Raw genomic sequence first — 23,625 nt, 5'->3', positions numbered from 1 at the left:
TTGAGGATTAATGGGGCAGCCCCACCAAATCAATCGGGTCTTGAAAATGTCTAATTTTTTGGGGCGAGACCGATCTCGCCCCTACAAAGCCGCTTCCTGAACCGGTTTGCCGGAAAGCTCCACGAGTTTCACGGAAATCATGAACTCGTAGAACGCTTGCATGAGGCTGTAGTACAAGCCCGCGCGCCCGTCGAGAAAACCACGGCGCAGCACCCAAGTGCGCACGAAGGCCCAGACCCCGCGCGCCAGCGCCGTGCCCAAGCCGCCGCGCTTGCCGGCCGCCGCGCGCTGCCGCGCGCCCGCGCTCGAATAGGCGTCGAGCTTGCGCAGCACCGTGTCGAAATCTTCGTACGAGTAGTGCAGCAGCTTGCCGGACAGGCGCCGGGCAGGCGCCTCGAATACCAGGCGCTCATGCACGAGATCATCGGAAAACCGCGCCGCGCCGCGCTTGAAAAGACGCGGGATCCAGTCGGGATACCAGCCGCTGTGGCGGATCCACACGCCGCAAAAACTGGACAGCCGATCGATGGCATAGACATCGGCCTGGGGGGCCGCGATGGCTGCGCGTATGGATGAGGCCAATTCGGGCGACACGATCTCGTCGGCATCGATCGACAGCACCCAGTCGGTCGCGAGCGCGTCCAATGCGCGGTTTTTCTGCGGGCCGAATCCGGGCCAGTCGACGCACTCGATCACGCGCGCGCCGTGCGCGCGGGCAATATCCAGCGTGGCATCGGTGCTGCCGCTGTCGACGACGACGACCTCGTCGGCGAAGGCCAGGGCACTCAAACACTGCGCGAGCCGCGCGGCGGCATTCTTGGTGATCAGGGCGACGCCGAGCGTGGGGGAATTCATGGCGCGATGAGCAAAGGGCGGGACCGGCCCGCGATTGCGCACCAGTGTACACAGCGCCGACGCGGCCTCGAACGGTAAAATACTCGCCTCAGGCTTGCAGCCATGCAGGCAGCCACTTGGACTAGCCCCCCTCGATGTTCTCCATCATCATTCCGACCTGGAACAATCTGCCTTATCTGCGACTGGTCATCGACAGCCTGCGGCGTCATTCGGCCTACGAGCACCAGATCATCGTCCACGTCAACGACGGCTCCGACGGCACGCTGGACTGGGTGAGCGAGCAGAACATCGAACACACCGCGTCGCCGGCCAACATCGGCATCTGCCACGCAGTGAACTGGGCTGCGGCGCGCGCCACGCGCGAGTATGTCGTCTACATGAATGACGACATGGTCTGCTGCCCCGGCTGGGACACCGCGCTCGTGCGCCGCATCGAACACATGCCGTCCGACCTCTTCCTGCTGTCGGGCACGATGATCGAGCCGGTCGACACGGGCAACCCGTGCGTCGTGGTGCAGAATTTCGGCCGCGACGCGGAAACCTTCCGCGCGCAGGAGCTGGTCGACGCCGCCCCCGGGCTGGCGCGCGCCGACTGGCTCGGCGCCACGTGGCCGCCGACGCTCGTGCACCGCGACTGGTGGAACAAGATCGGCGGCTACAGCAGCGAACTCAGCCCGGGCATGAGCAGCGACAACGACTTCTCGATGAAGCTGTGGCACGCGGGATGCCGCGTATTTCTCGGCGTCGGCGACAGTCTGGTCTACCACTTTCAGCAAAAGAGCACGGGCAAGATCGTCAAGAACGACGGACGGCGACAGTTCCTGAACAAATGGGGCATGACGCAGTCGACCTTCGACCGCTATTACCTGCGGCGCGGCCAACCCGCCGGCGCCGAGCTTGCGTTGCCCGAGCCCGAGCAGCGCGGCAGCCTCAAGCGCGCGCTGCTCAAGTCCCGCATCAAGCGGGCGTTCGGTTAGAGCCTGTCAACACGACACCGGATAAGTGCTCAACTGCTTGAGCGCCGCGTCCCTGATCTGATCGGGCGCGATGGTGTCGACATCGCCGCCGCCCTGCAGGCCGATGGACCGGCAGGCCTCGGTCAGGCGCAGATAAGGCGGCTCGCGATCCGAAAACAGCGAAACGCTGGGCGTGGGCGTGCTGTGCGCGACATGCATCAGGCCGCCGTCGGCGCCGATGAACAGCGCCGCGCGCGCCACAACTTCGCGCGATTGCAGAAAGGTCAGCTTGCCGACCAGCGAATGGATGCGCACCTTGCCCGGCGCGGCGGCGCAAAGCGCCTGTGCGCTTTCCAGACCGTTGTCGGAGCCGACCAGAACGATGTCCTTCGGCATATGGGCTTCTTCGCAGCGACCCAGCAGTTCGACGAATTCCGGCCAGCGATGATAGGTGCGGTTGAAATCCAGGCCCCCTGTGGAAAGCGCGATGAACGGCCGCGCCGGCAGCAGCTCGCGGACCGACTCGCGCGTGGCCTCGCTGGACGCCAGGTAGGGCTTGCTGATCGCCGTCAGCTCGTCCGCATGCAGGCCCAGCGAAAAGACCTCGTTGACACCGGCATAGCTGAAACGCGTCTGATTGCGGTCGGGGCCGTTGAAATATCGATACAGGCAGACATAAGGCAGCTTGCCGAAGTAGCGCGCCTTCAGGCGTATCGACGGCAGGTTGTATTCGGACAGCACGACCGCGTCGTAGAGGCTTGCATCGACCTGCGACGGATCACCGTAGACGTGGCCGAAGACGTCGTCTTGCGCGAAGAGCGGCACCAGCGAAGGCAGGGCCAGGAGATCCACGCGCACGCCGCAGCGCTTGAGCAGCACCCGGCCGGCCAGGTCCATGGTCGCATCGCCGAAATTGCGCTTGGCATAGATCCACAGCAGGCGCTGCGACGCATCGAGGTGGGTCCGTTCGAGCGGCAGCTGGCGGCGCGCCCGCAGGAGCCAGCGCTTGTGCAGATACTTCTTGGCGATCTTGAGCCGGCCATTGCGGCCGACAAACACCTGCGGCTCATGCGGCACGCCGGGATAAGGGATGACAGTAGATCGGGCGACGACGCCGGCCAGCCAGCGGGCGGGCGGAAACCAGGATAATTTGCGAGTGTCGTGCGGATACAATGGCGAGGCCCTCATCGTGGCGCCCGCCCATGAAATCCGCGCAATCCGCGGTACGAGACGCCACCATTACCGACATTACAGTGCGCAATGCCTACGTCTATTACAACAAATAATATGCAACGCACGACGGCCGGCGACAGTCTGATCGCGTTTTTGCTGGTGACCTACCCGGCCCTGGCCATGCTGTTCGACGGCGCCGCGAGCGCCTTGATGATCGCAGCCGGCGTGCTTTCTCTTGCCGCGCTCCTGTCCCGGCGATCGGGTGTACAGGGTCGCCTGGACGGCCTGGGGCTGGCGTTCTGTATTGCGCTTGCCGCGCCGCTCGCCGCCGTCGCGCTGAGCACGCTCGCGCATGGGCGTCCGACCTTTCCGGTGTGGGATTCGCCTTCGCGCTTTCTGTTCGTCATCCCGGTATTTCTGGCCTTGCGGCGCGCTTCGCTGCGATCCCTGGCCTGGGCAGACCTGGCTTTTCCTGTCGGCGCCCTGGCGACCCTGTTCATCGCGCTGTTCCTGTCGCGCGACTGGAGCGCGGGCGACCACCGCCTGGGCAGCAAGTTCCTCAACCCGATTCACTTCGGCGACCTCGCGCTCGCCTTCGGCGTGCTGTCGGCGGCCGCGCTGAACTGGTGGCGCCGCGACAGCAACTGGGTCATCGCGCTCAAGATCGCCGGTCTGGTGGCGGGCCTGGCTACCTCGCTGCTGACCGGTTCGCGCGGGGGCTGGATCGCATTGCCTGTCGTGCTCGCGATCGTGCTGTGGGAGCGCGGGCGCGGCAAGTCCCTGCGCTGGAAAGTCCTGACGCCGCTGGCCATCGTGGCGCTATTCGCCGTGGTCTACGGCGCCTCGAGCACGGTGCGCGAACGCATCGACGTCATCTCGTCCAATCTGACGCAATACCAGCACGGCCAGGAAGACACGTCGGTCGGTGTACGACTGCAGCTCTATAAAGTGGCCGTGGAACTGGTCGAAGCGAACCCCGTGCTGGGCCTGGGCGGCCACGGCTTTCGCGATGCCATGAACGCGATGGCTCAGCAGGGCCGGCTCACGCCTGCCGCGGCGCAGCTGGGCAAGGGCGAAGTGCACAACCAGTTGCTGGCCTATACGGCCGATTACGGCATCGTAGGCGGCCTGGCGCTGCTGGCCATCTACGTCGTGCCCGTTGTCTTCTTCGCGCGCCGGCGCGCATCCCCGTCGGCCGCCGCGCGCGGCGCGGCAATGCTGGGGCTTTTGTTCGCAGTCATGTTTTTCGTCTTCGGACTGACCGTCGAGACCTTCGACCTGAAGGGCACGGTTTCCATCTACGCGCTCATCGTGGCCGCGCTGGCGGGGATCGCGGATCGCGCCAATCAAGACGCATCGAACCCATCCTTATCGTGACCCCATGTTCAGCATCCTGATCCCCACCTGGAACAACCTGCCGTACCTGCAGCTGTGCGTCGACAGCATCCGGCGGCATTCGGCGTTCGAGCACGAGATTCTGGTGCACGTCAACGACGGCAGCGACGGCACGCTGGAGTGGGTGCGCGAGCAGGGCATACGCCATACGTGGAGCCGGGGCAACGTGGGCGTGTGCCTCGCGCTGAACGACGTCGCGCGGCTCGCCACGCGCGACTGGATTCTGTTCATGAACGACGACATGTTCTGCACCCCTGGGTGGGACACGGCATTGGTCGACGCCCTGCGCGGGCTCGGCCCCAGACCGGCCTATCTGGCGTCCGTGCTCATCGAACCTGTGGATACCGGCAACGCCACCATCACGGTGGCCGACTTCGGCGGCGGCCCGGACAACTTCGACGAAGCAGGCATGCTCGCTTTCGCGGCGCAGATGAACATTGCCGACCGCGACGGCATCGCGCAACAGCCCACGCTGGTCAGCCGCGAACTCTGGCTGCGCGTAGGCGGCTACAGCATCGAGTTCGGCCCCGGCATGAGCAGCGACGACGACTTTTTGATGAAGCTGTGGCTGGTGGGCTGCCGGGTGTTCCGTTCGGTCGGCGCCAGCCGCATCTATCACTTCGGCACCCGCACCACGGGCCGCATCCGCCGCAACCGGGGCGGACGCGAGTTCCTGCTCAAGTGGGGCATCTCGCAAAGCGATTTCAAGAACAACTACGTGGCCCGCACCGCAACGGCCGCCGCCGATGCGCTGCCGAACGTGCCGCGCCCCGGCCTGAAGAGCCGGTTCAAGCGGGTTCTTTATGCCTTCGGCCTGTACCCCACCGAAGACCTCCACGCCTGGGAACCGGACCTGCCGGCGCAGCTGACGCATACCGCGTCGCTGACCGACGGCGACGCGCCGGGCCGGTAAGCGACACTACAGGGCCTGCCGGCGCCGGCAGGCGTTGGGTCATACCCGACCGATGCCCTGGTATTCGAAGCCCTGCTCTTTCATGTCGGCCGGCTCGTACAGATTGCGGCCGTCGAAGATCACCGGCGACTTGAGCAGCGATTTGACGCGGGCCAGATCGGGCGCGCGAAAGACCTTCCACTCGGTGACGATAAGCAGCGCATCGGCGCCGTCGAGCGCGGCGTACATGTCGGGCGCCAGCGATGCCGACGGATATGCTCGCAGCGCACCGGCCGCCGCCTTCATGGCCACCGGATCATAGGCACTGACCTGCGCGCCGCGCGCGGTCAGATCGGCGATCACATCCAGGCTGGGCGCGGCGCGCATATCGTCGGTATTGGGTTTGAAAGCCAGGCCCCACAGGGCGAAACGGCGCCCCGACAGATCCGCGCCGAAGCGTTGCGCCACCTTTTCGGACAAGCGATGCTTCTGCCCTTGATTGGCCTCTTCGACCGCCTGGATGACGCGCATGGGCACCTGATGCTGCGCCCCCATGTGCACCAGTGCCTGCACGTCTTTGGGAAAGCACGAACCGCCATAGCCCGCGCCGGGATACAGAAAATGATGGCCGATGCGCGGGTCGGCGCCGATGCCGCGGCGCACTTGCTCGACATCGGCGCCCAGCGCCTCGGCCAGATTGGCCATTTCGTTCATGAAGGAGATGCGCGTGGCCAGCATGGCATTGGCAGCGTACTTGGCCAGCTCGGCCGAGCGCACGTCCATCACCATCAGGCGTTCGTGGGTGCGCTGGAACGGCGCGTACAGGCGGCGCATGACGGAGATGGTGTGCTCGTCGTCGGCGCCCACGATGATGCGGTCGGGGCTCATGAAATCGGCGATGGCCGCGCCTTCTTTGAGAAATTCCGGGTTCGAGGCCACACTGAAGGAAATGTCCGCGCCGCGCGCGGCCAGCACTTCCTGCATAGCCTGACGCACCCGATCGGCCGTGCCCACGGGCACGGTGGACTTGTCTATGACGATTTTGTGTTCGTTCATGTAGCGCGCGATATTGCGCGCGGCAGCCAGCACGTACTGCAGATCGGCCGAGCCGTCCTCGCCAGGCGGCGTGCCCACGGCAATGAATTGCAGGTCGCCGAAAGCCACGCTGGCGGCGACGTCGTCGGTGAAGAACAGGCGGCCGTCGCCGGCATTGCGCGCCACCATGTCTTGCAGGCCGGGTTCATAGATAGGAATGCCGCCCTGGCGCAGCAGGGCCACCTTGGCCGCGTCGGTATCCAGGCACATGACCTGGTTGCCCATTTCGGCCAGGCAGACGCCGGTCACCAGGCCGACATACCCTGTTCCCACCACTGTAATTTTCATGCAAGCGCCTCGATGCGATCGCGGCGGAACCATCGCCGCCGGCATGCATAGATTATAAGTTCCCTGCCGACACCATCATGACCGCCGCGCCGGGACCGAATCAGCCCCGCACGGCCGATAGCTTGGCCGAACGCACGGTGTTGACGCCGACCGCCAGCACCGCGCAGATCGCGGCCAGGAGCAGCGCCACGGTCGCGCCATGCCCGACATGCAGGCCGTAGGCCACCGCCACCAGCGCCGTGCCGACGCTCTGCCCGAACACTCGCGTGGTGGACTGCACGCCGCCGACCGCGCCGCTGCGGTGGCGCGGCGCCGAGCCCAGCATGGCGTGGTTGTTGGGCGTCTGGAAGAAGCCGAAGCCCAGGCCGGCCAGGAACATGACGCCCATGATGGCGGCGTTGGAGGCGCCGTGCGGCAGCAGCGTGACCCAGACCAGCGCGATCGCCATCGCCCCCGCGCCCAAGCCGCTGAGCAAGGCCGCCGAATAGCGGCCGGCGAGGCGACCGGCCAGGCCCGCGATCGCCGCGGTGCCCACAGGCCAGGCGGCCATCAACATGCCCAGCTGCCATTGCTCGCGGCCGAGTTCGTTGAGAAAGTAGAACGGCAGCGATACGTAGGCGGCAGTCTGCGCAGCGAACGTGCACACCGACGCCGCCACGGCAAAGCCCAGCGGTTTGATGCGCAACAGATCGACGGGCACCAGCGGAGCCGTCTGACTGCCGGCGCGGCGCACCAGGATCGAGGCAAGGATCGCAGCGACGGCGATCAGCGCCACAGCCTTGAAAAAATTTGCGGCCAGGTCGTCGACGCCAACGATGAATGCCGCCATGGCCGCCATGGACAACACGGCGCTGAGCATATCGATCGGACTCTTGACGCGCGGCACGTCGGGCAGCGTGCGTATGCCCATGAGGAGCACCATGCTGACCGGCACGTTCACGGCGAAGATCCAGCGCCATGAGACCACCGACACGATCAGCGCGCCGAGGGAGGGCCCCAGCACCGACATCAGCGCGACCACCGTGGCGTTCAGGCTGATGCCGCGCCCGAGATGGCGGGCAGGATAGATGTTGCGCACCATGCCGCCGATCATGCACATCAGCGTCGCGGCCCCAACGCCCTGACAGACGCGCGCGAGGTTCAGCTGCCACAAGGCCGCGGACAAAGCGCAGCCCAGCGACGACAGCATGAACACCACCACGCCGAAGGCGAACATCCGCTTGAAACCCATGCGCTCGGCCAGGGCGGCCATGAGCAGCAGGAGCATCACGATGGCGAGGCTGTAGGAATTGACCACCCACACCATGCTTGCGGCCGGCGCGCCGAGGCTTTGGGCGATGGTGGGCAGTGCCACGTTGACGATGGTGGTATCGAGCACCGTGAGACTGATGCCGCACAGGAGCGTGGCTGCCGCCCAATAACGGCGCGGCGTGGGCAGGCCGTCCTGCAGCGGCGACTGCGCCGTGTGAACGGCTTCGGTCATTTGTTTTTGACGGGGCGCTTCCAGCCTTGGATGCTGCTTTGCCGCGCGCGGGAAACGGTGAGCTGATCCGGCGGCGCATCGCGCGTGAGCGTGGTGCCCGCGCCCAGCGTGGCGCCGCGGCCCACGCGCACGGGGGCGACCAGCTGCGAATCGGAGCCGATGAAGGCATCGTCTTCGATGACGGTGCGCCATTTGTTGGCGCCGTCGTAATTGCAGGTGATGGTGCCCGCGCCGACGTTGACGCGCTCGCCCACGTCGGCATCGCCCACATAGGCCAGGTGATTGGCCTTGCTGTCCTTGCCCACCACGCTGTTCTTGACCTCGACGAAGTTGCCGATGTGCACGCCGTCGGCCAGCGTGGTGCCCGGGCGCAGGCGCGCATAGGGTCCGATGCGGGCGTCGCGGCCGATGCGGGCATCGTCCAAATGGCTATAGGCTTCGATGCGGGCGCCGGTCGCGATAGTCACATTGCGCAATACGCTGTAGGGTCCGACGTGCACGCCGTCGCCCAATTCGACCAGGCCTTCGAACACGCAGCCCACGTCGATAAAGACGTCGCGGCCGCAGATCAGGCTGCCGCGCACGTCGAAGCGCTCGGAGTCTGCCAGCGTGACGCCCGCCTCGAGCTGGCGCCGCGCCTGTTCGCGCTGCCAGGCGCGTTCGAGCTGAACCTGCTGTGCGCGGCTGTTCACGCCCAGGGTTTCCCATGCGGCGGCCGGATGCGCGGCCTGCACGGGCACGCCGTCGGCCACGGCCAGACCGATGATGTCGGTGAGGTAGTACTCGCCCTGGGCGTTGTGGTTGTCGATGCGGCTCAGCCAGTCTTTCAGGCGCGCAGTGGGCGCGGCCAGCATGCCGGTATTGACCTCGCGGATGGCGAGTTCGGCGGCGTCCGCGTCTTTGTGTTCGACGATGCGCTGCACCTTGCCGCCGGCGTCGCGCACGATGCGGCCGTAGCCGGTGGCGTCGTCCAGAATTTCGGTGAGCACGGCCACGCCCTGGCCGCGCGCGGCCAGCAGGCGCTTGAGCGTCTCGGGCTGTACCAGCGGCACATCGCCGTAGAGCACGAGCGTGACGTCGTCTGCGTCGCCTTCGAGCAGTTGCGGCACGGCCTGCTGCACGGCATGGCCGGTGCCCTGCTGCGGTTGCTGCAAGGCAAAGCACAGCCCGGGCTGACCCTCATAGGCCGCGCGTACGCGCTCGGCGCCGTGGCCCACGACCACTGTGATGCGCGCCGGATCGAGCTGGAGTGCGCTGTCGAGTACGTGGCTCAACATGGGGCGGCCCGCCAAGGTGTGCAGCACCTTGGGCAGGTCGGATTTCATACGCTTGCCGAGACCGGCGGCAAGGATTACGACATTGAGCATGGAAAACTGGGTTGAAGGCTCTGACGAATCAGGATTGATCGGATGACGGTGCGCTGGACTTGCCCGGCGCGGCCTGACGCGCCCCGGCTTTTTTGCGCGTTGATTTCGCTGCCGGCTTGGGCGCCGAGGCGGCAGACTGCTCGGCGCCGGGCATGCCGGCAGCCGTCGCGGCGGCGATATTGCTGAACTGCTGCTGCAGCAGATTCCACCAGGCCGAGGCCGACTGGGCGGCCTCGCTGAACGACGCGCCCGCGTCTTTCGGCGCGGAACCGCCCAATGCCGCGGCCGCGGCCATGGGATCCATGGACGACATCTTGCCGACGAAGGACTTGAGGGTCGTGATGGTGGCGCGCTGCACCTCCATGCCCTGAATGGCGCTGTCGAGCATGGAAAGATTCATGCGCAGCCAGCTTTCGACCGAACGCAGCTCGGCGATGCGGCGGTCGAGCTCTTCGACGTTCATGGTCGTGCCCATGGGCAGCACCTGCGAAAAACCGCCCTCGCCCGCCAAGCCCGCCCAAGCCTGACGCATCATCTCCATGCTGGCCAGAAACGGGTTGCCTGACGCGTCGGACGACTGCCCCAGGCCCGGGAGCACAAAAGGATTGGTATGGCTGGAATCGGACATATTGTCTCCTCGTCTCTTGTTGAGCTGCCGCCCGATATTACGCCCGTTTCTGGGACAATGGCGGCATGGACCGCATCACTCTGCCCCAGATCGAAGAGGCCATCAATTACTGGCGCAAGCGCGAACCCTCGCAGGGCGAGGAGTCGCGCCTGTGTCCGCAGGCGGCCGCCCTGGCCGCGCCCTATGCCCTGATGATCATCGGTCATCGGGCCGATATGGGCGCCGAAGAATTGCCGCTGGCCGCGCTGGCTGCCTACCAGGCCTGGCAGGCGTCACTGGGTTGAATCAGCGCTTGAGCAAGAGCTTGATGTCGTGCGCCAGGTCGTCGGCGCTGGCGTCGTGCTTGGCGAGCACGCGCGCCTCGCCACGGGTGTCGAACAGATAGAACGCCGCCGTATGATCCATGGTGTAGTCGTCGGCCGCGCCGCTCTTGCCCGGCACCTTGGCGTAATAGGCCTTGAACGCGGCCGCGGCCTTGCGGGTTTCGTCGGCCGTGCCGCGCAGGGCCAGGAAACGCGCATCGAATGCGGTTGCGTACTGCTTGAGTATCTCGGCCGTGTCGCGGTCGGGATCGACCGTGATGAACAGCACCTGCACCTTGTCGGCATCCGGGCCGAGCTTGTGCATCACGTCGGCCAGCTCGGCCATGGACGTCGGACAGACGTCGGGACACTGGGTATAACCGAAGAACACCACCACCACCTTGCCGGCGAAGCTGCTCAATGTGCGAGGCTGGCCGTTGAAATCGGTGAGCGTCCAGTCTTTGCCCAGATGCGTGCCCGTGATGTCGCTGCCCTTGAAGGCCGGGCCGCCGTTGCCGCAAGCGGTCAATGCCCAGGGCATGGCCAGCGCCAGACTGCTCGACGCGACGACGCGCAATGCGCGGCGGCGGCCGCAGGAGATCGGATCTTTCATGGCGTCAAGTCAGCAGCAGGCCAACCCAGTGATCCATCAGCAAGGCCGCAAAAAGCAGCGACAGATATACGATGGAATAGCGAAAAAGACGGCGCGCCTGCGCGTCGCTGTAGTGCCGGAACAGGCGCCAGGCGTGCCCAAGGAACAGACCGCTCAGCACCACCGCGCAGAGCAGGTAGGGCCAGCCGTTCATGTGCACCGCATAGGGCAGCAGCGAGACGACGAACAGGCCCGCGCTATAGAGCAGGATCTGCCGCTGCGTGTAGTGGCGGCCGTGCGTGACCGGCAGCATGGGCAGACCGGATTTGACGTAATCCTGCTCGCGGTACAGGGCCAGCGCCCAGAAATGCGGCGGGGTCCAGACGAAAATGATGAGCACCAGCAACCAGGCCTGCGCCGGCACGGCGTTGGCCACGGCCGCCCAGCCCAGCGCAGGCGGCATGGCGCCGGCCAGGCCGCCGATGACGATGTTCTGCGAGGTGTACGGCTTGAGCAGAACCGTGTAGATGATGGCGTAGCCCACGAAGGTGGCGAAAGTGAGCCACATGGTGAGCGGGTTGACCAGCACATACAGCACCAGCATGCCGGCCCCGCCCAGCAGGCCCGAAAGCCCAAGGACCTGGAAGGACGAGATGGTGCCCCGGGCCGTGGCACGCCGCGCCGTGCGCGCCATGCGGGCGTCGACTTCCTGCTCGATGAGGCAATTGATGGCAAAGGCCGCGGCGGCAAGGAGCCAGATGCCCAGCACGCCGTAAACCACGCGGTCCCAGCGCGGCAGGCCGGGCACGGCCAGGAACATGCCGATGACTGCGCAGAAAACCGCCAGCTGTGTGACCCGGGGTTTGGTCAACACCAGATATTGGCGCAGCAGGCCCTGCGAAGAATGCGTAGCGGCAACGGTCATGATTGCGCTAGTTTAGCCCGCAGATGTTACCGGCGGCCCGCCGGCCGTGCCCAGGCGGACGCGGATCAGGACCATGACCAGCGTGATGGCCGCTGCCCCGCCCGTGTGCAACACGGCCACGGCAAGGGGCCATTGAAAGAAGATCGTGGTGAGCCCGGTGCACAACTGCGCCAGCAGCAGCCACAGCATCAGCGTGGCCGGCCCGCGCAGCGCGGCCTCGCGACGCAGTCTCCAGGCCAGGGGCACCAGATAGATGAACACGACAAAGGCGAAATTGCGATGCGTCCAGTGGATGGCCGTCAGCGCCGATTGGGAGATCGCCTGGCCCGAAGGCAGTTCGCCCAGGGCGCGGATCAGCGAGAATCCGTCGCGAAAATCCATCGGAGGCATCCAGGCGCCCTGGCACATGGGAAAGTCCATGCAGGCCAGCGCGGCGTAGTTGGTGCTGACCCAGCCGCCCAGCAGAATCTGCAGCGACAACAACACCAGGCCAACCGTCACCCAGGGTTTGAGCCGCCTGGCCGCCGCGGCCAGGGCCAGATGCGGCTTTTCGCGCGCGGCCAGCGCGGTCAGCAGCCCCAGCACGATCAAGCCTATGGCCAGATGCGCCGTCACCACCGCGGGCATGAGCCGTTGCGTGACCGTCCAGGCGCCGAAGGCACCCTGCAGGCATATCGCCGCCAGGGTCGCAGTGGCCAGGGCCGGCGAGCGGCCCAGGTGGCGGCGATAGCGCCAGGCCATGTAAAGAATGGCGATGATCAGGCAGCCGAGCGTGGCGCCCACGTAGCGGTGCACCATCTCGATCCAGGCCTTGGACAGAGAGACCGGTCCGTAGGGCATGGCGCGCACGGCCTGGTCTATCTCGGGCAGCGACCCCAGGGGCGAGGTGCTGCCGTAGCAGCCCGGCCAATCGGGGCAGCCCAGGCCGGAGTCCGTCAGGCGAACGAAGGCGCCGAACATGATCAGGTCGAGGGTCAGAAACCAGGTCAGAAAGACCAGCTTGCGGTAGAGGCGGGTAATGCGGTCCATGCCCGCATTTTTACATAGGCACCTGACGCAATGCGAAACGCGGGATGGGCAGCGGCGTGCACGATGGAGGCGGCCATGCCGCGCAGGCATTAAAATCCGCGCCATCATGCATTCCATTCCGACCACCCGCCTCACGCCCCTGTACGACACCCTGCGCGCGCGCGCCAGCGAGCCGCCGCCCGACGAGTCCCTGCCGCTGGACCTGGCCGGCCACCGCTGCGGCTGGATCACCCGGCCAGCCCATAACGCGCTGCGCGACGCCGGCTTTATCGTGATCGAGGACGGCATCGTGCGCCTGCTGCCCGGCCTGCCGCCCGGCCCGGAACTGGATGGCGCGCTGGCGCAGGTGGCGCAGGCGCTGCGCGACGCCGGCTGCCTGCGTGGCTGGCGCAATGAACTGCTGGACATCCGCGCCGACGGCGAATGGCTCGGCGCGATCGAACGCACCGCCATGCGCCCCCTGGGGCTGCTCACCCGCTCCGTGCATCTGAACGCCTGGACGCCCGACGGCCGTCTATGGGTCGCCCGCCGCGCCCTCGACAAGGCCACCGATCCCGGCATGTGGGACACCCTGGTCGGCGGCCTGGTCAGCACCGGCGAAAGCCTGGATCTGGCCTTGGTGCGCGAATGCGGCGAAGAAGCCGGTCTGGATGCGCCCGATCTGCAAAATCGCGGCCCGCTGCGCACCACGCAGCGCCTGCATCGCCGCCTGCCCGAGGGCTACCAGGTGGAGGACCTGCTGGCCAGCCGCTGCGTGCTGGAACCCGGTGTTCAGCCCGTCAACCGCGACGGCGAAGTCATGGAGATCGCCGCCATGCCGGTAGACGAGGTCGTCGGCCTGGTCGAGGCGGATGAGTTCACGCTGGAAGCCGCCTTGGTCATCGTCGAGGAATTGCTGCGCGCAGGCTGAGCACCGCGCGCGATGCCGCGGAGCCTTACGTCGCCGCGCCGTCCGGCGAAGGCTGCTGCGAAAACTGTTTCCAGACTTCGATGGCGCGCATGCGCTGCTTGGCGACCACCTCGATGCGTTTGCGCAGGTCTGCGTCCTGGCTCAGGAGCGCGTCGAAATCGCGCGCCGACAGCATCAGCAGCTTGCTGTAGCCCAGCGAAGTCACCCGGGGCGTGACCTGCCGCTCGCCCAGCAGGGCCAGTTCGCCGAAGAACTCCCCGCTGCCCAGCTCGACCGCGGTGCCGTCGGGCAGATGCACGGCCACGGCGCCCGAGGCCACGAAGCACATGGAGGCGCCATAGCTGCCGCGTTCCAGGATGGACTGGTCCGGCAAGGCCAGGCGAGGCCGCAGCAGGCGGCCGATGGCGCGCTGCGATTCGGCGCTCAGCCCCTCGAACAGCGGCACCCGCTTGATCAGGTCGGCCGCCCCCATTTGCATATCCAGCGGAGGATGCCGGTCGATATGCTGCCAGCGACTCTCCAACTGCTGGATCAAGTCTGCATAGACTTCGCCGCCGATCAGGAATTGATCCTGCATGGCGCCGTAGCGACGCCGCTCGAGCTCGCGCGCGACCCGGCCCAGATAGCTTTCCTGCAGCCATTGCGCGTAGGATGGGTATTGCAGATTGAGGGCCTGCATGGCATTCTCGACCAGGCTCAGACGGCGTTGATGGATATCGACGACACGTTGGGCCGCCTCCTCGCCCAGAAGCGGCCCGAGCTCGTCGTGCGCAAATTTGATCAGCTGCTGCGCCACCGAGCGCTTGGTCATCAGCGCGGCAAAGCGCTGCGCCAGTTCGCGCGCCAGCCATCCCTGCCAACCGAAAAGATCGTACATGCGCAGGGCGATGCGAAAGCCGCGGCCGTAACGCACATCGGCCTCGATAGCCGCCTGCATGCCGGGCAAGCCATGCGAGCGGATTGAATCCTCCAGCCGCTCGGCGCGCGCCAGCAGGTTCTCGGCCATGCGCCAGTCGACGATCTGCGCCTTGAGGATGTCGAAGAACATTTCCTGTTCGCGCTGCGCCACCGCAGCCAGGCCGACCAGCACACGCTGCTCCACGGTGAGCGCTGCCGCCTGGGCGTCCTGCACGCTGGCCAGGCTCGCATCGAATACGGCGTGGATGCGCCCGCTGGCTTCGCTGCCGATGTGATCGGTGCGTGCGATCTCGTCGGTTCGCTCCTGCAGATCTTCGAGTGCGAGGATGAGCGCCTGGTTGCGCAGGCTGCGTTCCATGGGCGAAAGCTGGTTCAGGCCCAGTATGCCGATCAGCCAGCGCAACGTCGTGCCGTTGATGAAGAGCGTCATCAGCACAAAGCCCGTGGTCGCCACGCCGACGAACTGCCGCACGGACTCGGGAATGGCGTCCTTCTCGATCACCGCCAGCGCCAACGCCAGCGACACGGCTCCGCGCAGACCGCCCCACAGCATTACGGACTTGTACGAGGTGCTGACCCGGCTGCTCATGCGCATTACGCGCAACAGGGGCAACAGGCCGAACACCACGACGGCGCGCGCGGCCAGCGTCGCGACGAACACCACCAGCACCATGAACATCTCGAACCAGCCGGCGTGGGCCATCATGCGCGGAATCAGCATCGAGGCCAGCAGAAAAATCAGCGAATTGGCCCAGAAGCCGAATTGGTTCCATGCCAGGGCCAGGTGTTCGAACGTGCCGGGAGATATGCGCGTGCGGCCCGTCGACCCCACCACCAGCCCGGCGATCACCGTGGCCACCACGCCCGACACATTCAGATAGTGCTCGGGGATATAGAAGGAAAGATAGGCCAGGCTGAGCGTGAGCGTGATTTCGGCCGTGGGAAAGCCGCGCAGCAGCGTGAACAGCCAGCAGGCCGCGCGGCCCATAAGGTAACCGGCCAGTCCGCCGCCCAGAAACGTGTGCAGAAAAGCGCCGAGCACGCCGCTCACCGACAGGCCGCCATGTCCCATCGCGCCGCTGGCCAGCGCTGCCACCAGCACCGAGTACAAGGCAATGGAGGCCGCATCGTTGAGCAGGCTCTCGCCCTCGACCAGCGTCGTCAGCCGCTTGGGCGCCCCTACTTCGCGAAAAATGCTCACCACGGCCACCGGATCGGTGGTGGCCACGATGGCGCCCAGCAACAGGCAAACGATGATGCCGTAGTTCGAGGCCGCATTCAGGGCCAGGCCGACCACGATGGTGCAGACTACCACCGCCACGATGGCCATCAGCAGGATGGGGCCCAGGTCGTCCATGAGGCGGCGCACGTTCATCGACAGCGAGGTCTCGAACAACAGCACCGGCAAGAACACCATGAGAAAGGTGTCGGACGAGATTTGGAAGTGGTCGATGGTGGCGAGCAGATCGCCCAGCACGGGGGGGACCCATCCGTGCCAATGCATGAGAATGCCGAGCAGACAGCCGACGATGGCCAGCAGCACCGAATGCGGCAGCTTCAGGCGGGCCGCCAGAGGCGGCATGAAGCAGACCAGCGTAAGCAGGCCGGCTATGCCGAATACGATCAGGCCGACATCCATGCGCCGCGGGATCCCTTATCTTTATTAGGCTCAAGGATAGCGGGTTTTCAGCAAGCGAAGCCCCCGAAGGGTCACCCGGGCCAACGCCAAAATGCGAAAGGCGCCGACTGGCGGCGCCTTTGCCATCCGGCATGCCGGGGTTCAGGCCGGCGCCAGAGCGCCACGCATCTTCTTGAGCGCGGCCGCTTCGATCTGGCGGATGCGCTCGGCCGACACGCCGAATTCGGCGGCCAGATCGTGCAGCGTCAACCCGCCGTCGTCCTGCAGCCAGCGGGCCTCGATGATGCGGCGCGAACGCGCATCCAGGCCCTCGAGCGCCTGGGTCAGGCCCTCGCCCTGCAGGTTGGCGCGAGCCTGGCGCGCCAGCACACGGGTGGGTTCCTCGCGGCCTTCGTCGGACAGGTAGGCGATGGGCGCGAAGCTGTCTTCGTCGTCGTCCTGGCCTTCGAGAGCGAGGTCGCGGCCGGACAGGCGCACTTCCATCTCGCGCACGTCTTCGCGCCGCACATTGAGTTCGTCGGCGATGTGGTCGACCTGCTCGGTATCCAGCGTCTGGCCGTCGGGCCGCATGCTGCGCAGATTGAAGAACAGCTTGCGCTGCGCCTTGGTGGTGGCCACCTTGACCAGGCGCCAGTTGCGCACCATGTATTCGTGGATTTCGGCCTTGATCCAGTGCACGGCGAAGGACACCAGGCGCACGCCGCGTTCGGGATCGAAGCGCTTGACGGCCTTCATCAACCCGACGTTGCCTTCCTGGATGAGGTCGGCGTGCGGCAGGCCGTAGCCCAGATACTGGCGCGCCACCGATACGACCAAACGAAGGTGCGACAGGATGAGCTCACGCGCGGCCTCGAGATCGTCGTGGTCGCGCAGTCGGCGCGCAAGATCGGTCTCGCGTTCTGCGCTGAGCACCGGCAGACGGTTGACCGTCGAGATATAGGCGTCGATCGTGCCGAGCGCGCCGGGGTTGGCCACTGCCAACGCCAGCGCGTTGGACTGGGCCGTCGCGATACTGGCTGCTTTCATTGGCGGGGCCTCCTGAAGATGGAAAAAAGCATGCGAACGATGTTAGCACTCTGTGCTACTGAGTGCTAATTTGACCCTGACGGCATCCAGGAGTTCCCTGAAAAGGCCACAAAACACAGAATGGCGATCCTCGCCGATAACCGGCTCTGCATTGCACTGTTACGCCTGCGCACGATTTGCCCCCGGATAGCCATCGACGAAGGCGGCACTATTTAATATAGTGAACCCAACCCTCTTGCGTCCCCTTGCAAGGCTGAGATTACATGGCTCGTCTGCCCCGACTGTATGCTCCCGGCCTGCCCCAATTGGTGCAGGCCAGTTTCGTCCAGCCGCTGGCCGCCCCAGGCCAGCCGGCGCCGCAGGATATTCTCAATCAGCTCGTCGCCTGGCTGGGCGATTCGGCCCAGCGCCACAAAGTCGCCGTACACGGCTGGGTTCTGGCCACCGACCGCATTCTGTTGCTGGCCACGCCCAGCGACGAATCCGGCCTGCCCAGGCTGATGCAGACGCTGGGCCGCAACCTGGCGGCCCGCCTGCGCGGCGGCAGGGTCTTCGCAGGGCGCTACCGCTCGGCCTTGCTCGAGCCCCGCGCCTGGGTGCTGCGCGCCCAGGTCTGGCTCGAAACCTATCCTGTGCGCAGCGGCACTGCGTCCGACCCCGATTCCTGGCCCTGGTCGTCGGCCGGCAGCCACACCGGCGCCAGCCATCAGACACCAGCGCCCTCGTGGCAGTCGGACCATGCCGACTACTGGGCCTGCGGCAACACGCCTTTCGATCGCCAGGCCAATTACCGCAAGCTGCTGCAGGACGGCCTGTCGCGCGAAGAATCCCAGCGCCTCGAGCAGGCGGTATCGGGTCAGTGGGCCCTGGGCGGCCCCGCTTTCATTGCCGGCCTGGCCCACACCGCCAGTCGCCGCGTCTCTCCCGGCCATCGCGGCCGGCCGCGTAAAAAGCCGCTACCCGCCACGCCCGCGGACACCACGACCTAGCGCCCATCTGGCCGCTAAATGCATCGTCTAGGCGTCTGGCTGCAAGCCTGCGCCGGTGTGTATTCGCCCTTCTGCCGGACCTGGGCCGTGAGCCGGGCAAACCCGGCCAAGATCTGCGCATGGGCGGTTCGCCAGCCTTTAAAGTCCCAAAATAATATGGGGACTTAACATGGCGAAATTCCACCTTAGCCCATCTTTCCTAAAAACATACGATATTTATGTATTTGTTTTTAAAACAATATTCAATGTCCCTATTTTATTTAGCGCACCCTGATGGAGAATAAAATATAGGGACACACCCTTTTTATTGCACTTGCACATAACCCCTTGGCGCGCTATCTTGCCCCTACTGAACTAACAACAATTCCCGCAGTCCCCCCGCGGAGCGCGTCATGCCCCCTATTTCTTCCCCCCTCTCTCATCAGGCCGACGCGACGGCCGTTCCTGCGACGGCCGCGCCCATCGACGCCAGCCGTATCGGTCTGCCGGCGGCCCAGGGTCTGTACAACCCTGCCAACGAGCATGACGCCTGCGGCGTGGGCTTCGTAGCCCACATCAAGGGACACAAGAGCCACACCATCATCCAGCAGGGCCTGAAGATCCTCGAAAACCTGGATCACCGCGGCGCAGTCGGCGCCGACAAGCTCATGGGCGACGGCGCCGGCATCCTCATCCAGATCCCGGACCAGCTCTACCGAGAAGACATGGCGCAGCGCGGCATCGTCCTGCCCCAGCCGGGCGAATACGGCGTGGCGATGGTCTTCCTGCCCAAGGAAACCGCCTCGCGCCTGGCCTGCGAACAGGAACTCGAGCGTTCGGTACGCGCCGAGGGACAGATCGTGCTGGGCTGGCGCGACGTGCCGGTAGACACCGACATGCCCATGTCGCCGGCCGTGCGCTCGGTCGAGCCGGTCATCCGCCAGCTTTTCATCGGCCGCGGCCCCGACGTCATGGTGCCCGACGCGCTGGAACGCAAGCTCTACGTCATCCGCAAGACCGCCAGCCATGCCATCCAGGCCATGCACCTGGCCCACGGCAAAGAATATTTCGTGCCCTCGGCCTCGGTGCGCACCGTGGTCTACAAGGGCCTGCTGCTGGCCGACCAGGTCGGCCGCTACTACCGCGACCTGGCCGATCCGCGCACCGTCTCGGCCGTGGCGCTGGTGCACCAGCGCTTCTCGACCAACACCTTCCCCGCCTGGCCGCTGGCCCACCCCTACCGCATGATCGCCCACAACGGCGAAATCAACACGGTCAAGGGCAACTTCAACTGGCTGCGCGCGCGCGAAGGCATGATGCAGTCGGCCGTGCTGGGCGACGACCTCAAAAAGCTCTACCCCATCGTCTACGAAGGCCAGTCCGACACGGCAACGTTCGACAACTGTCTCGAACTGCTGGTCAACTCCGGCTATGCGCTCTCGCATGCCGTGATGATGATGATCCCCGAGGCGTGGGAACAGCACACCCAGATGGACGCCAGCCGTCGCGCCTTCTACGAATACCACGCGGCCATGATGGAACCCTGGGACGGCCCGGCAGCCATCGCCTTCACCGACGGCCGTCAGATCGGCGCCACGCTGGACCGCAACGGCCTGCGCCCGGCCCGCTACCTGGTCACCGACGACGATATGGTCATCCTGGCCTCCGAGGCCGGCACCCTGCCCATCCCCGAGCACCGCATCACCAAGAAGTGGCGCCTGCAGCCCGGCAAGATGTTCCTCATCGATCTGGAACAAGGCCGCATCATCGACGACGCCGAGGTCAAGGCGCAGCTGGCCAACAGCCGTCCTTACCGGCAATGGATCGACCGTCTGCAGGTCAAGCTCGACTCGCTGCCCGCGCAGCAAAATGCCGTCTCGCCCGCCACCCAGACCGGCGTGCCGCTGCTCGACCGCCAGCAGGCCTTCGGCTGGACGCAGGAAGACTACAAGTTCATCCTCGAACCCATGGCCGCCACGGGCGAGGAGGTCATCGGCTCCATGGGCAACGACGCGCCGCTGGCCGTGCTGTCGAACCGCGCCAAGCCCTTCTACAACTACTTCCGGCAGCTGTTCGCGCAGGTCACCAACCCGCCCATCGATCCGATCCGCGAGCAAATGGTGATGTCGCTGGTGTCCTTCATCGGACCCAAGCCCAATCTGCTGGACATCAACAACGTCAACCCGCCGCTGCGCCTGGAAATCGCGCAACCCGTGCTGGACTTCGCCGACATGGCGCAGATCCGCGGCATCGAGCAGGTCACCAGCCAGAAGTTCCGCAGCTACGAGCTGGACATCACCTATCCGGCTGCCTGGGGCCCCGAGGGCATCGAAGCGCGCGTGGCCGCGCTGTGCGCGCGCGCCGTCGACGCGGTCAAGAGCGGCTACAACATCCTGATCATTTCCGACCGCCTGGTCGACAGCGAGCGCGTGGCCATCCCGGCATTGCTGGCCGTCTCGGCCGTGCACCAGCATCTGATCCGCGCGGGCCTGCGCACCGCCACCGGCCTGGTGGCCGAGACCGGCTCGGCGCGCGAAGTGCATCACTTCGCGCTGCTGGGCGGCTACGGCGCCGAGGCCATCCATCCCTACCTGGCGCTGGAATCGCTGAGCAAGATGCCCGAGCCCGCCAAAGCCGCGAAGAACTACATCAAGGCCATCGGCAAGGGCCTGAACAAGGTCATGTCCAAGATGGGCATTTCGACCTACATGTCGTATTGCGGCGCGCAGATCTTCGAAGCCGTGGGCCTGCAGCGCAGCCTGGTCGACAAGTACTTCACCGGCACTGCCTCCAACATCGAAGGCATCGGCATCTTCGAGGTGGCTGAGGAAGCCCTGCGCCTGCACCGCGCCGCCTTCGGCAACGACCCCGTGCTCGCGCAGGACCTGGACGCCGGCGGCGAATACGCGTTCCGCATCCGCGGCGAAGAGCACATGTGGACGCCGGACTCCATCGCCAAGCTGCAGCACTCGGCGCGTGCGAACAACTATCGCACCTACAAGGAATACGCGCAGATCATCAACGATCAGTCCAAGCGCCACATGACGCTGCGCGGCCTGTTCGAGTTCAAGGTCGATCCCAGCCGCGCCATCCCACTGGACGAGGTCGAGCCCGCCAAGGAAATCGTCAAGCGCTTCGCCACCGGCGCCATGTCGCTGGGCTCGATCTCCACCGAAGCCCACGCGACGCTGGCCGTGGCCATGAACCGCATCGGCGGCAAATCCAACACCGGCGAGGGCGGCGAAGACGAGCTGCGCTACCGCAGCGAACTGCGCACGGGCAAGTCGGGCATCAAGAACGGCGACACGCTGGCCTCGGTGCTGGGCTCGGACCGCATCGCCGCCGACGTGGCGCTGCAAAAGGGCGATTCGCTGCGCTCGCGCATCAAGCAGGTGGCCTCGGGCCGGTTCGGCGTCAGCGCCGAATACCTCAGCTCGGCCGACCAGATCCAGATCAAGATGGCGCAGGGCGCCAAGCCCGGCGAGGGCGGCCAGTTGCCCGGCCACAAGGTCACCGAATACATCGGCAAGCTGCGCTGCTCGGTGCCGGGCGTGGGCCTGATCTCGCCCCCGCCGCACCACGACATCTACTCCATCGAAGACCTGGCCCAGCTCATCCACGACCTGAAGAACGTCAACAGCCGCGCCTCGATCTCGGTCAAGCTGGTGTCGGAAGTGGGCGTGGGCACGGTGGCGGCCGGCGTGGCCAAGGCCAAGGCCGACCACGTGGTCATCGCCGGCCATGACGGCGGCACCGGCGCATCGCCCGTGTCCTCGATCAAGCACGCCGGCACGCCCTGGGAACTGGGCCTGGCCGAAACCCAGCAAACGCTGGTGCTCAACCGCCTGCGCAGCCGCATCCGCGTGCAGGCCGACGGCCAGATGAAGACCGGACGCGACGTCGCCATCGGCGCGCTGCTGGGCGCCGAAGAATTCGGCTTCGCCACTGCGCCGCTGGTGGTCGAGGGCTGCATCATGATGCGCAAGTGCCACCTGAACACCTGCCCGGTGGGCGTGGCCACGCAAGATCCCGAACTGCGCAAGAAATTCTCGGGCAAGCCCGAGCACGTGGTGAACTTCTTCTTCTTCGTCGCCGAAGAAGTGCGCGAGATCATGGCCCAGCTGGGTATCCGCAAGTTCGACGATCTGATCGGCCGCACCGACCTGCTGGACGTGCGCGCCGGCGTCGAGCACTGGAAGGCGCAGGGCCTGGACTTCTCGCGCGTGTTCTACCGTCCCGTGCCCGCCGACGGCGACGCCATCTTCCAGGTCGAAGAGCAGGATCACGGCCTGGCCGGCGCGCTCGATCACCAGTTGATCGAGCGCTGCAAGCCCGCGCTCGAGCGTGGCGAGAAGGTCTCCTTCATCACCCCCGTGCGCAATCGCAACCGCACCATCGGCGCCATGCTGTCGGGCGCGGTGGCCGCGCGCTTCGGCCACGAAGGCCTGCCGGACGACACTATCCACATCCAGTGCAACGGCACCGCCGGCCAAAGCTTCGGCGCCTTCCTGTCGCACGGCATCACGCTCGATCTGGTGGGCGAAGCCAACGACTACGTCGGCAAGGGCCTGTCGGGCGGCCGCATCATTGCGCGCTCGCCCAACGACTTCCGCGGTTTCGGCCCCGAACACATCATCGCCGGCAACACGGCGCTGTACGGCGCCCTGTCGGGCGAGGCCTTCCTCAACGGCGTGGCGGGCGAACGCTTTGCCGTGCGCAACTCGGGCGCGGCCACCGTGGTGGAAGGCACCGGCGATCACGGCTGCGAATACATGACGGGCGGCACCGTCGTCGTGCTGGGCAACACCGGCCGCAACTTCGCCGCCGGCATGTCGGGCGGCGTAGCCTATGTGTGGGATCCGGATCGCACCTTCCGCCAACGCTGCAACCTGTCCATGGTCGAGCTCGAATCCGTGCTGCCGCACGCCGAGCAGTCGAGCGCAAGCGCTCAGGGCACCTGGCACAGCGCGCAGCGCGGCGGCGAGCCGCAGGCCGACGAAATTCTGCTGCGCCGCCTGATCGAGGACCACTTCCGCTACACCGGCAGCTTCCGCGCCCGTGAAATCCTGGGCGACTGGGATACCGCGCGCGGCAAGTTCGTCAAGGTCATGCCGATCGAATACAAGCGCGCGCTGGCCGAGCTGTGGCAGGCCGCCAACCCCGAACAGATGGTCGCCTGACTTT

The 23,625-nt window shown here is 66.0% G+C and carries 18 protein-coding genes; 7 read left to right on the top strand and 11 right to left on the bottom strand.

Annotated features, from left to right (window positions below; genetic code table 11):
- Positions 1–81: 81 nt before the first annotated feature.
- Positions 82–855, bottom strand: coding sequence for a glycosyltransferase family 2 protein (locus ACTHJ1_RS16035; RefSeq protein WP_440194306.1), 774 nt, complete (start codon positions 853–855; stop codon positions 82–84).
- Positions 856–989: 134 nt separating this feature from the next.
- On the opposite strand from ACTHJ1_RS16035, the gene ACTHJ1_RS16030 reads away from it, so the two are divergent.
- Positions 990–1,832 (top strand): glycosyltransferase family 2 protein, encoded by an 843-nt coding sequence (locus ACTHJ1_RS16030; RefSeq protein WP_440194303.1) that lies wholly within the window; start codon positions 990–992, stop codon positions 1,830–1,832.
- A gap of 6 nt (positions 1,833–1,838) precedes the next feature.
- Here ACTHJ1_RS16030 and ACTHJ1_RS16025 read toward each other — a convergent pair whose 3' ends face one another.
- Positions 1,839–2,999 carry a glycosyltransferase family 9 protein gene (locus ACTHJ1_RS16025; protein WP_440194300.1) on the bottom strand — a complete coding sequence of 387 codons (1,161 nt, stop codon included), beginning with the start codon at positions 2,997–2,999 and terminating at the stop codon, positions 1,839–1,841.
- A gap of 99 nt (positions 3,000–3,098) precedes the next feature.
- Here ACTHJ1_RS16025 and ACTHJ1_RS16020 point away from each other — a divergent pair, with 99 nt between their 5' ends.
- Both ACTHJ1_RS16020 and ACTHJ1_RS16015 read left to right on the top strand, forming a co-directional pair.
- Positions 3,099–4,361, top strand: coding sequence for an O-antigen ligase family protein (locus ACTHJ1_RS16020; RefSeq protein WP_440194298.1), 1,263 nt, complete (start codon positions 3,099–3,101; stop codon positions 4,359–4,361).
- A gap of 4 nt (positions 4,362–4,365) precedes the next feature.
- A complete protein-coding gene (locus ACTHJ1_RS16015) occupies positions 4,366–5,292 on the top strand; it encodes a glycosyltransferase family 2 protein (protein WP_440194295.1) in 927 nt (308 codons plus the stop codon).
- Positions 5,293–5,331: 39 nt separating this feature from the next.
- Here the strand turns inward: ACTHJ1_RS16015 and ACTHJ1_RS16010 are convergent, their stop codons facing one another.
- From ACTHJ1_RS16010 to ACTHJ1_RS15995, 4 genes are all read right to left on the bottom strand, one after another.
- Positions 5,332–6,654: a UDP-glucose dehydrogenase family protein gene (locus ACTHJ1_RS16010; protein ID WP_440194292.1), complete on the bottom strand. Its 1,323-nt coding sequence runs from the start codon at positions 6,652–6,654 to the stop codon at positions 5,332–5,334.
- 100 nt (positions 6,655–6,754) lie between these two features.
- Positions 6,755–8,137, bottom strand: a complete 1,383-nt coding sequence (locus ACTHJ1_RS16005) for an MFS transporter (protein ID WP_440194289.1) — start codon at positions 8,135–8,137, stop codon at positions 6,755–6,757.
- Positions 8,134–9,504, bottom strand: coding sequence for a bifunctional UDP-N-acetylglucosamine diphosphorylase/glucosamine-1-phosphate N-acetyltransferase GlmU (gene glmU / locus ACTHJ1_RS16000; protein ID WP_440194286.1), 1,371 nt, complete (start codon positions 9,502–9,504; stop codon positions 8,134–8,136). Before glmU ends, ACTHJ1_RS16005 begins: the two co-directional genes overlap by 4 nt.
- A 28-nt stretch (positions 9,505–9,532) precedes the next feature.
- Positions 9,533–10,132: a PhaM family polyhydroxyalkanoate granule multifunctional regulatory protein gene (locus tag ACTHJ1_RS15995; RefSeq protein WP_440194283.1), complete on the bottom strand. Its 600-nt coding sequence runs from the start codon at positions 10,130–10,132 to the stop codon at positions 9,533–9,535.
- A 65-nt stretch (positions 10,133–10,197) separates the two neighbouring features.
- Here ACTHJ1_RS15995 and ACTHJ1_RS15990 point away from each other — a divergent pair, with 65 nt between their 5' ends.
- A complete protein-coding gene (locus ACTHJ1_RS15990) occupies positions 10,198–10,416 on the top strand; it encodes a DUF3717 domain-containing protein (protein ID WP_440194280.1) in 219 nt (72 codons plus the stop codon).
- A gap of 1 nt (position 10,417) precedes the next feature.
- Here ACTHJ1_RS15990 and ACTHJ1_RS15985 read toward each other — a convergent pair whose 3' ends face one another.
- Genes ACTHJ1_RS15985 through ACTHJ1_RS15975 form a run of 3 tightly spaced genes read right to left on the bottom strand, consistent with a single transcriptional unit; the run spans position 10,418 to position 12,980 of the window.
- The gene (locus tag ACTHJ1_RS15985; protein ID WP_440194277.1) at positions 10,418–11,047 is read right to left on the bottom strand and encodes an SCO family protein; all 630 of its coding nucleotides are present in this window, start codon (positions 11,045–11,047) and stop codon (positions 10,418–10,420) included.
- Positions 11,048–11,051: 4 nt separating this feature from the next.
- On the bottom strand, positions 11,052–11,951 hold the full coding sequence (cyoE, locus tag ACTHJ1_RS15980) for a heme o synthase (RefSeq protein ID WP_440194274.1): 900 nt from the start codon (positions 11,949–11,951) through the stop codon (positions 11,052–11,054).
- Positions 11,952–11,963: 12 nt separating this feature from the next.
- A complete protein-coding gene (locus tag ACTHJ1_RS15975; protein ID WP_440194271.1) occupies positions 11,964–12,980 on the bottom strand; it encodes a COX15/CtaA family protein in 1,017 nt (338 codons plus the stop codon).
- A 106-nt stretch (positions 12,981–13,086) separates the two neighbouring features.
- Between ACTHJ1_RS15975 and ACTHJ1_RS15970 the strand changes: the two genes are divergently transcribed.
- Positions 13,087–13,890 carry a DUF4743 domain-containing protein gene (locus tag ACTHJ1_RS15970; RefSeq protein WP_440194268.1) on the top strand — a complete coding sequence of 268 codons (804 nt, stop codon included), beginning with the start codon at positions 13,087–13,089 and terminating at the stop codon, positions 13,888–13,890.
- Positions 13,891–13,915: 25 nt separating this feature from the next.
- Here ACTHJ1_RS15970 and ACTHJ1_RS15965 read toward each other — a convergent pair whose 3' ends face one another.
- Together ACTHJ1_RS15965 and rpoH are read right to left on the bottom strand one after the other, a co-directional pair.
- A complete protein-coding gene (locus ACTHJ1_RS15965; protein ID WP_440194265.1) occupies positions 13,916–16,447 on the bottom strand; it encodes a cation:proton antiporter in 2,532 nt (843 codons plus the stop codon).
- Positions 16,448–16,588: 141 nt separating this feature from the next.
- A complete protein-coding gene (gene rpoH, locus ACTHJ1_RS15960; protein WP_440194262.1) occupies positions 16,589–17,473 on the bottom strand; it encodes an RNA polymerase sigma factor RpoH in 885 nt (294 codons plus the stop codon).
- Positions 17,474–17,736: 263 nt separating this feature from the next.
- On the opposite strand from rpoH, the gene ACTHJ1_RS15955 reads away from it, so the two are divergent.
- Both ACTHJ1_RS15955 and ACTHJ1_RS15950 read left to right on the top strand, forming a co-directional pair.
- On the top strand, positions 17,737–18,462 hold the full coding sequence (locus ACTHJ1_RS15955) for a transposase (RefSeq protein ID WP_440194259.1): 726 nt from the start codon (positions 17,737–17,739) through the stop codon (positions 18,460–18,462).
- A 392-nt stretch (positions 18,463–18,854) separates the two neighbouring features.
- Positions 18,855–23,621, top strand: coding sequence for a glutamate synthase-related protein (locus ACTHJ1_RS15950; protein ID WP_440194256.1), 4,767 nt, complete (start codon positions 18,855–18,857; stop codon positions 23,619–23,621).
- The last annotated feature ends 4 nt before the right edge of the window (positions 23,622–23,625 follow it).

Origin of the sequence: Bordetella sp. (genome assembly GCF_051960075.1) — a bacterium.
Lineage (GTDB): Bacteria > Pseudomonadota > Gammaproteobacteria > Burkholderiales > Burkholderiaceae_B > Bordetella.
This window is presented reverse-complemented; position numbering and strand designations above follow the sequence as displayed.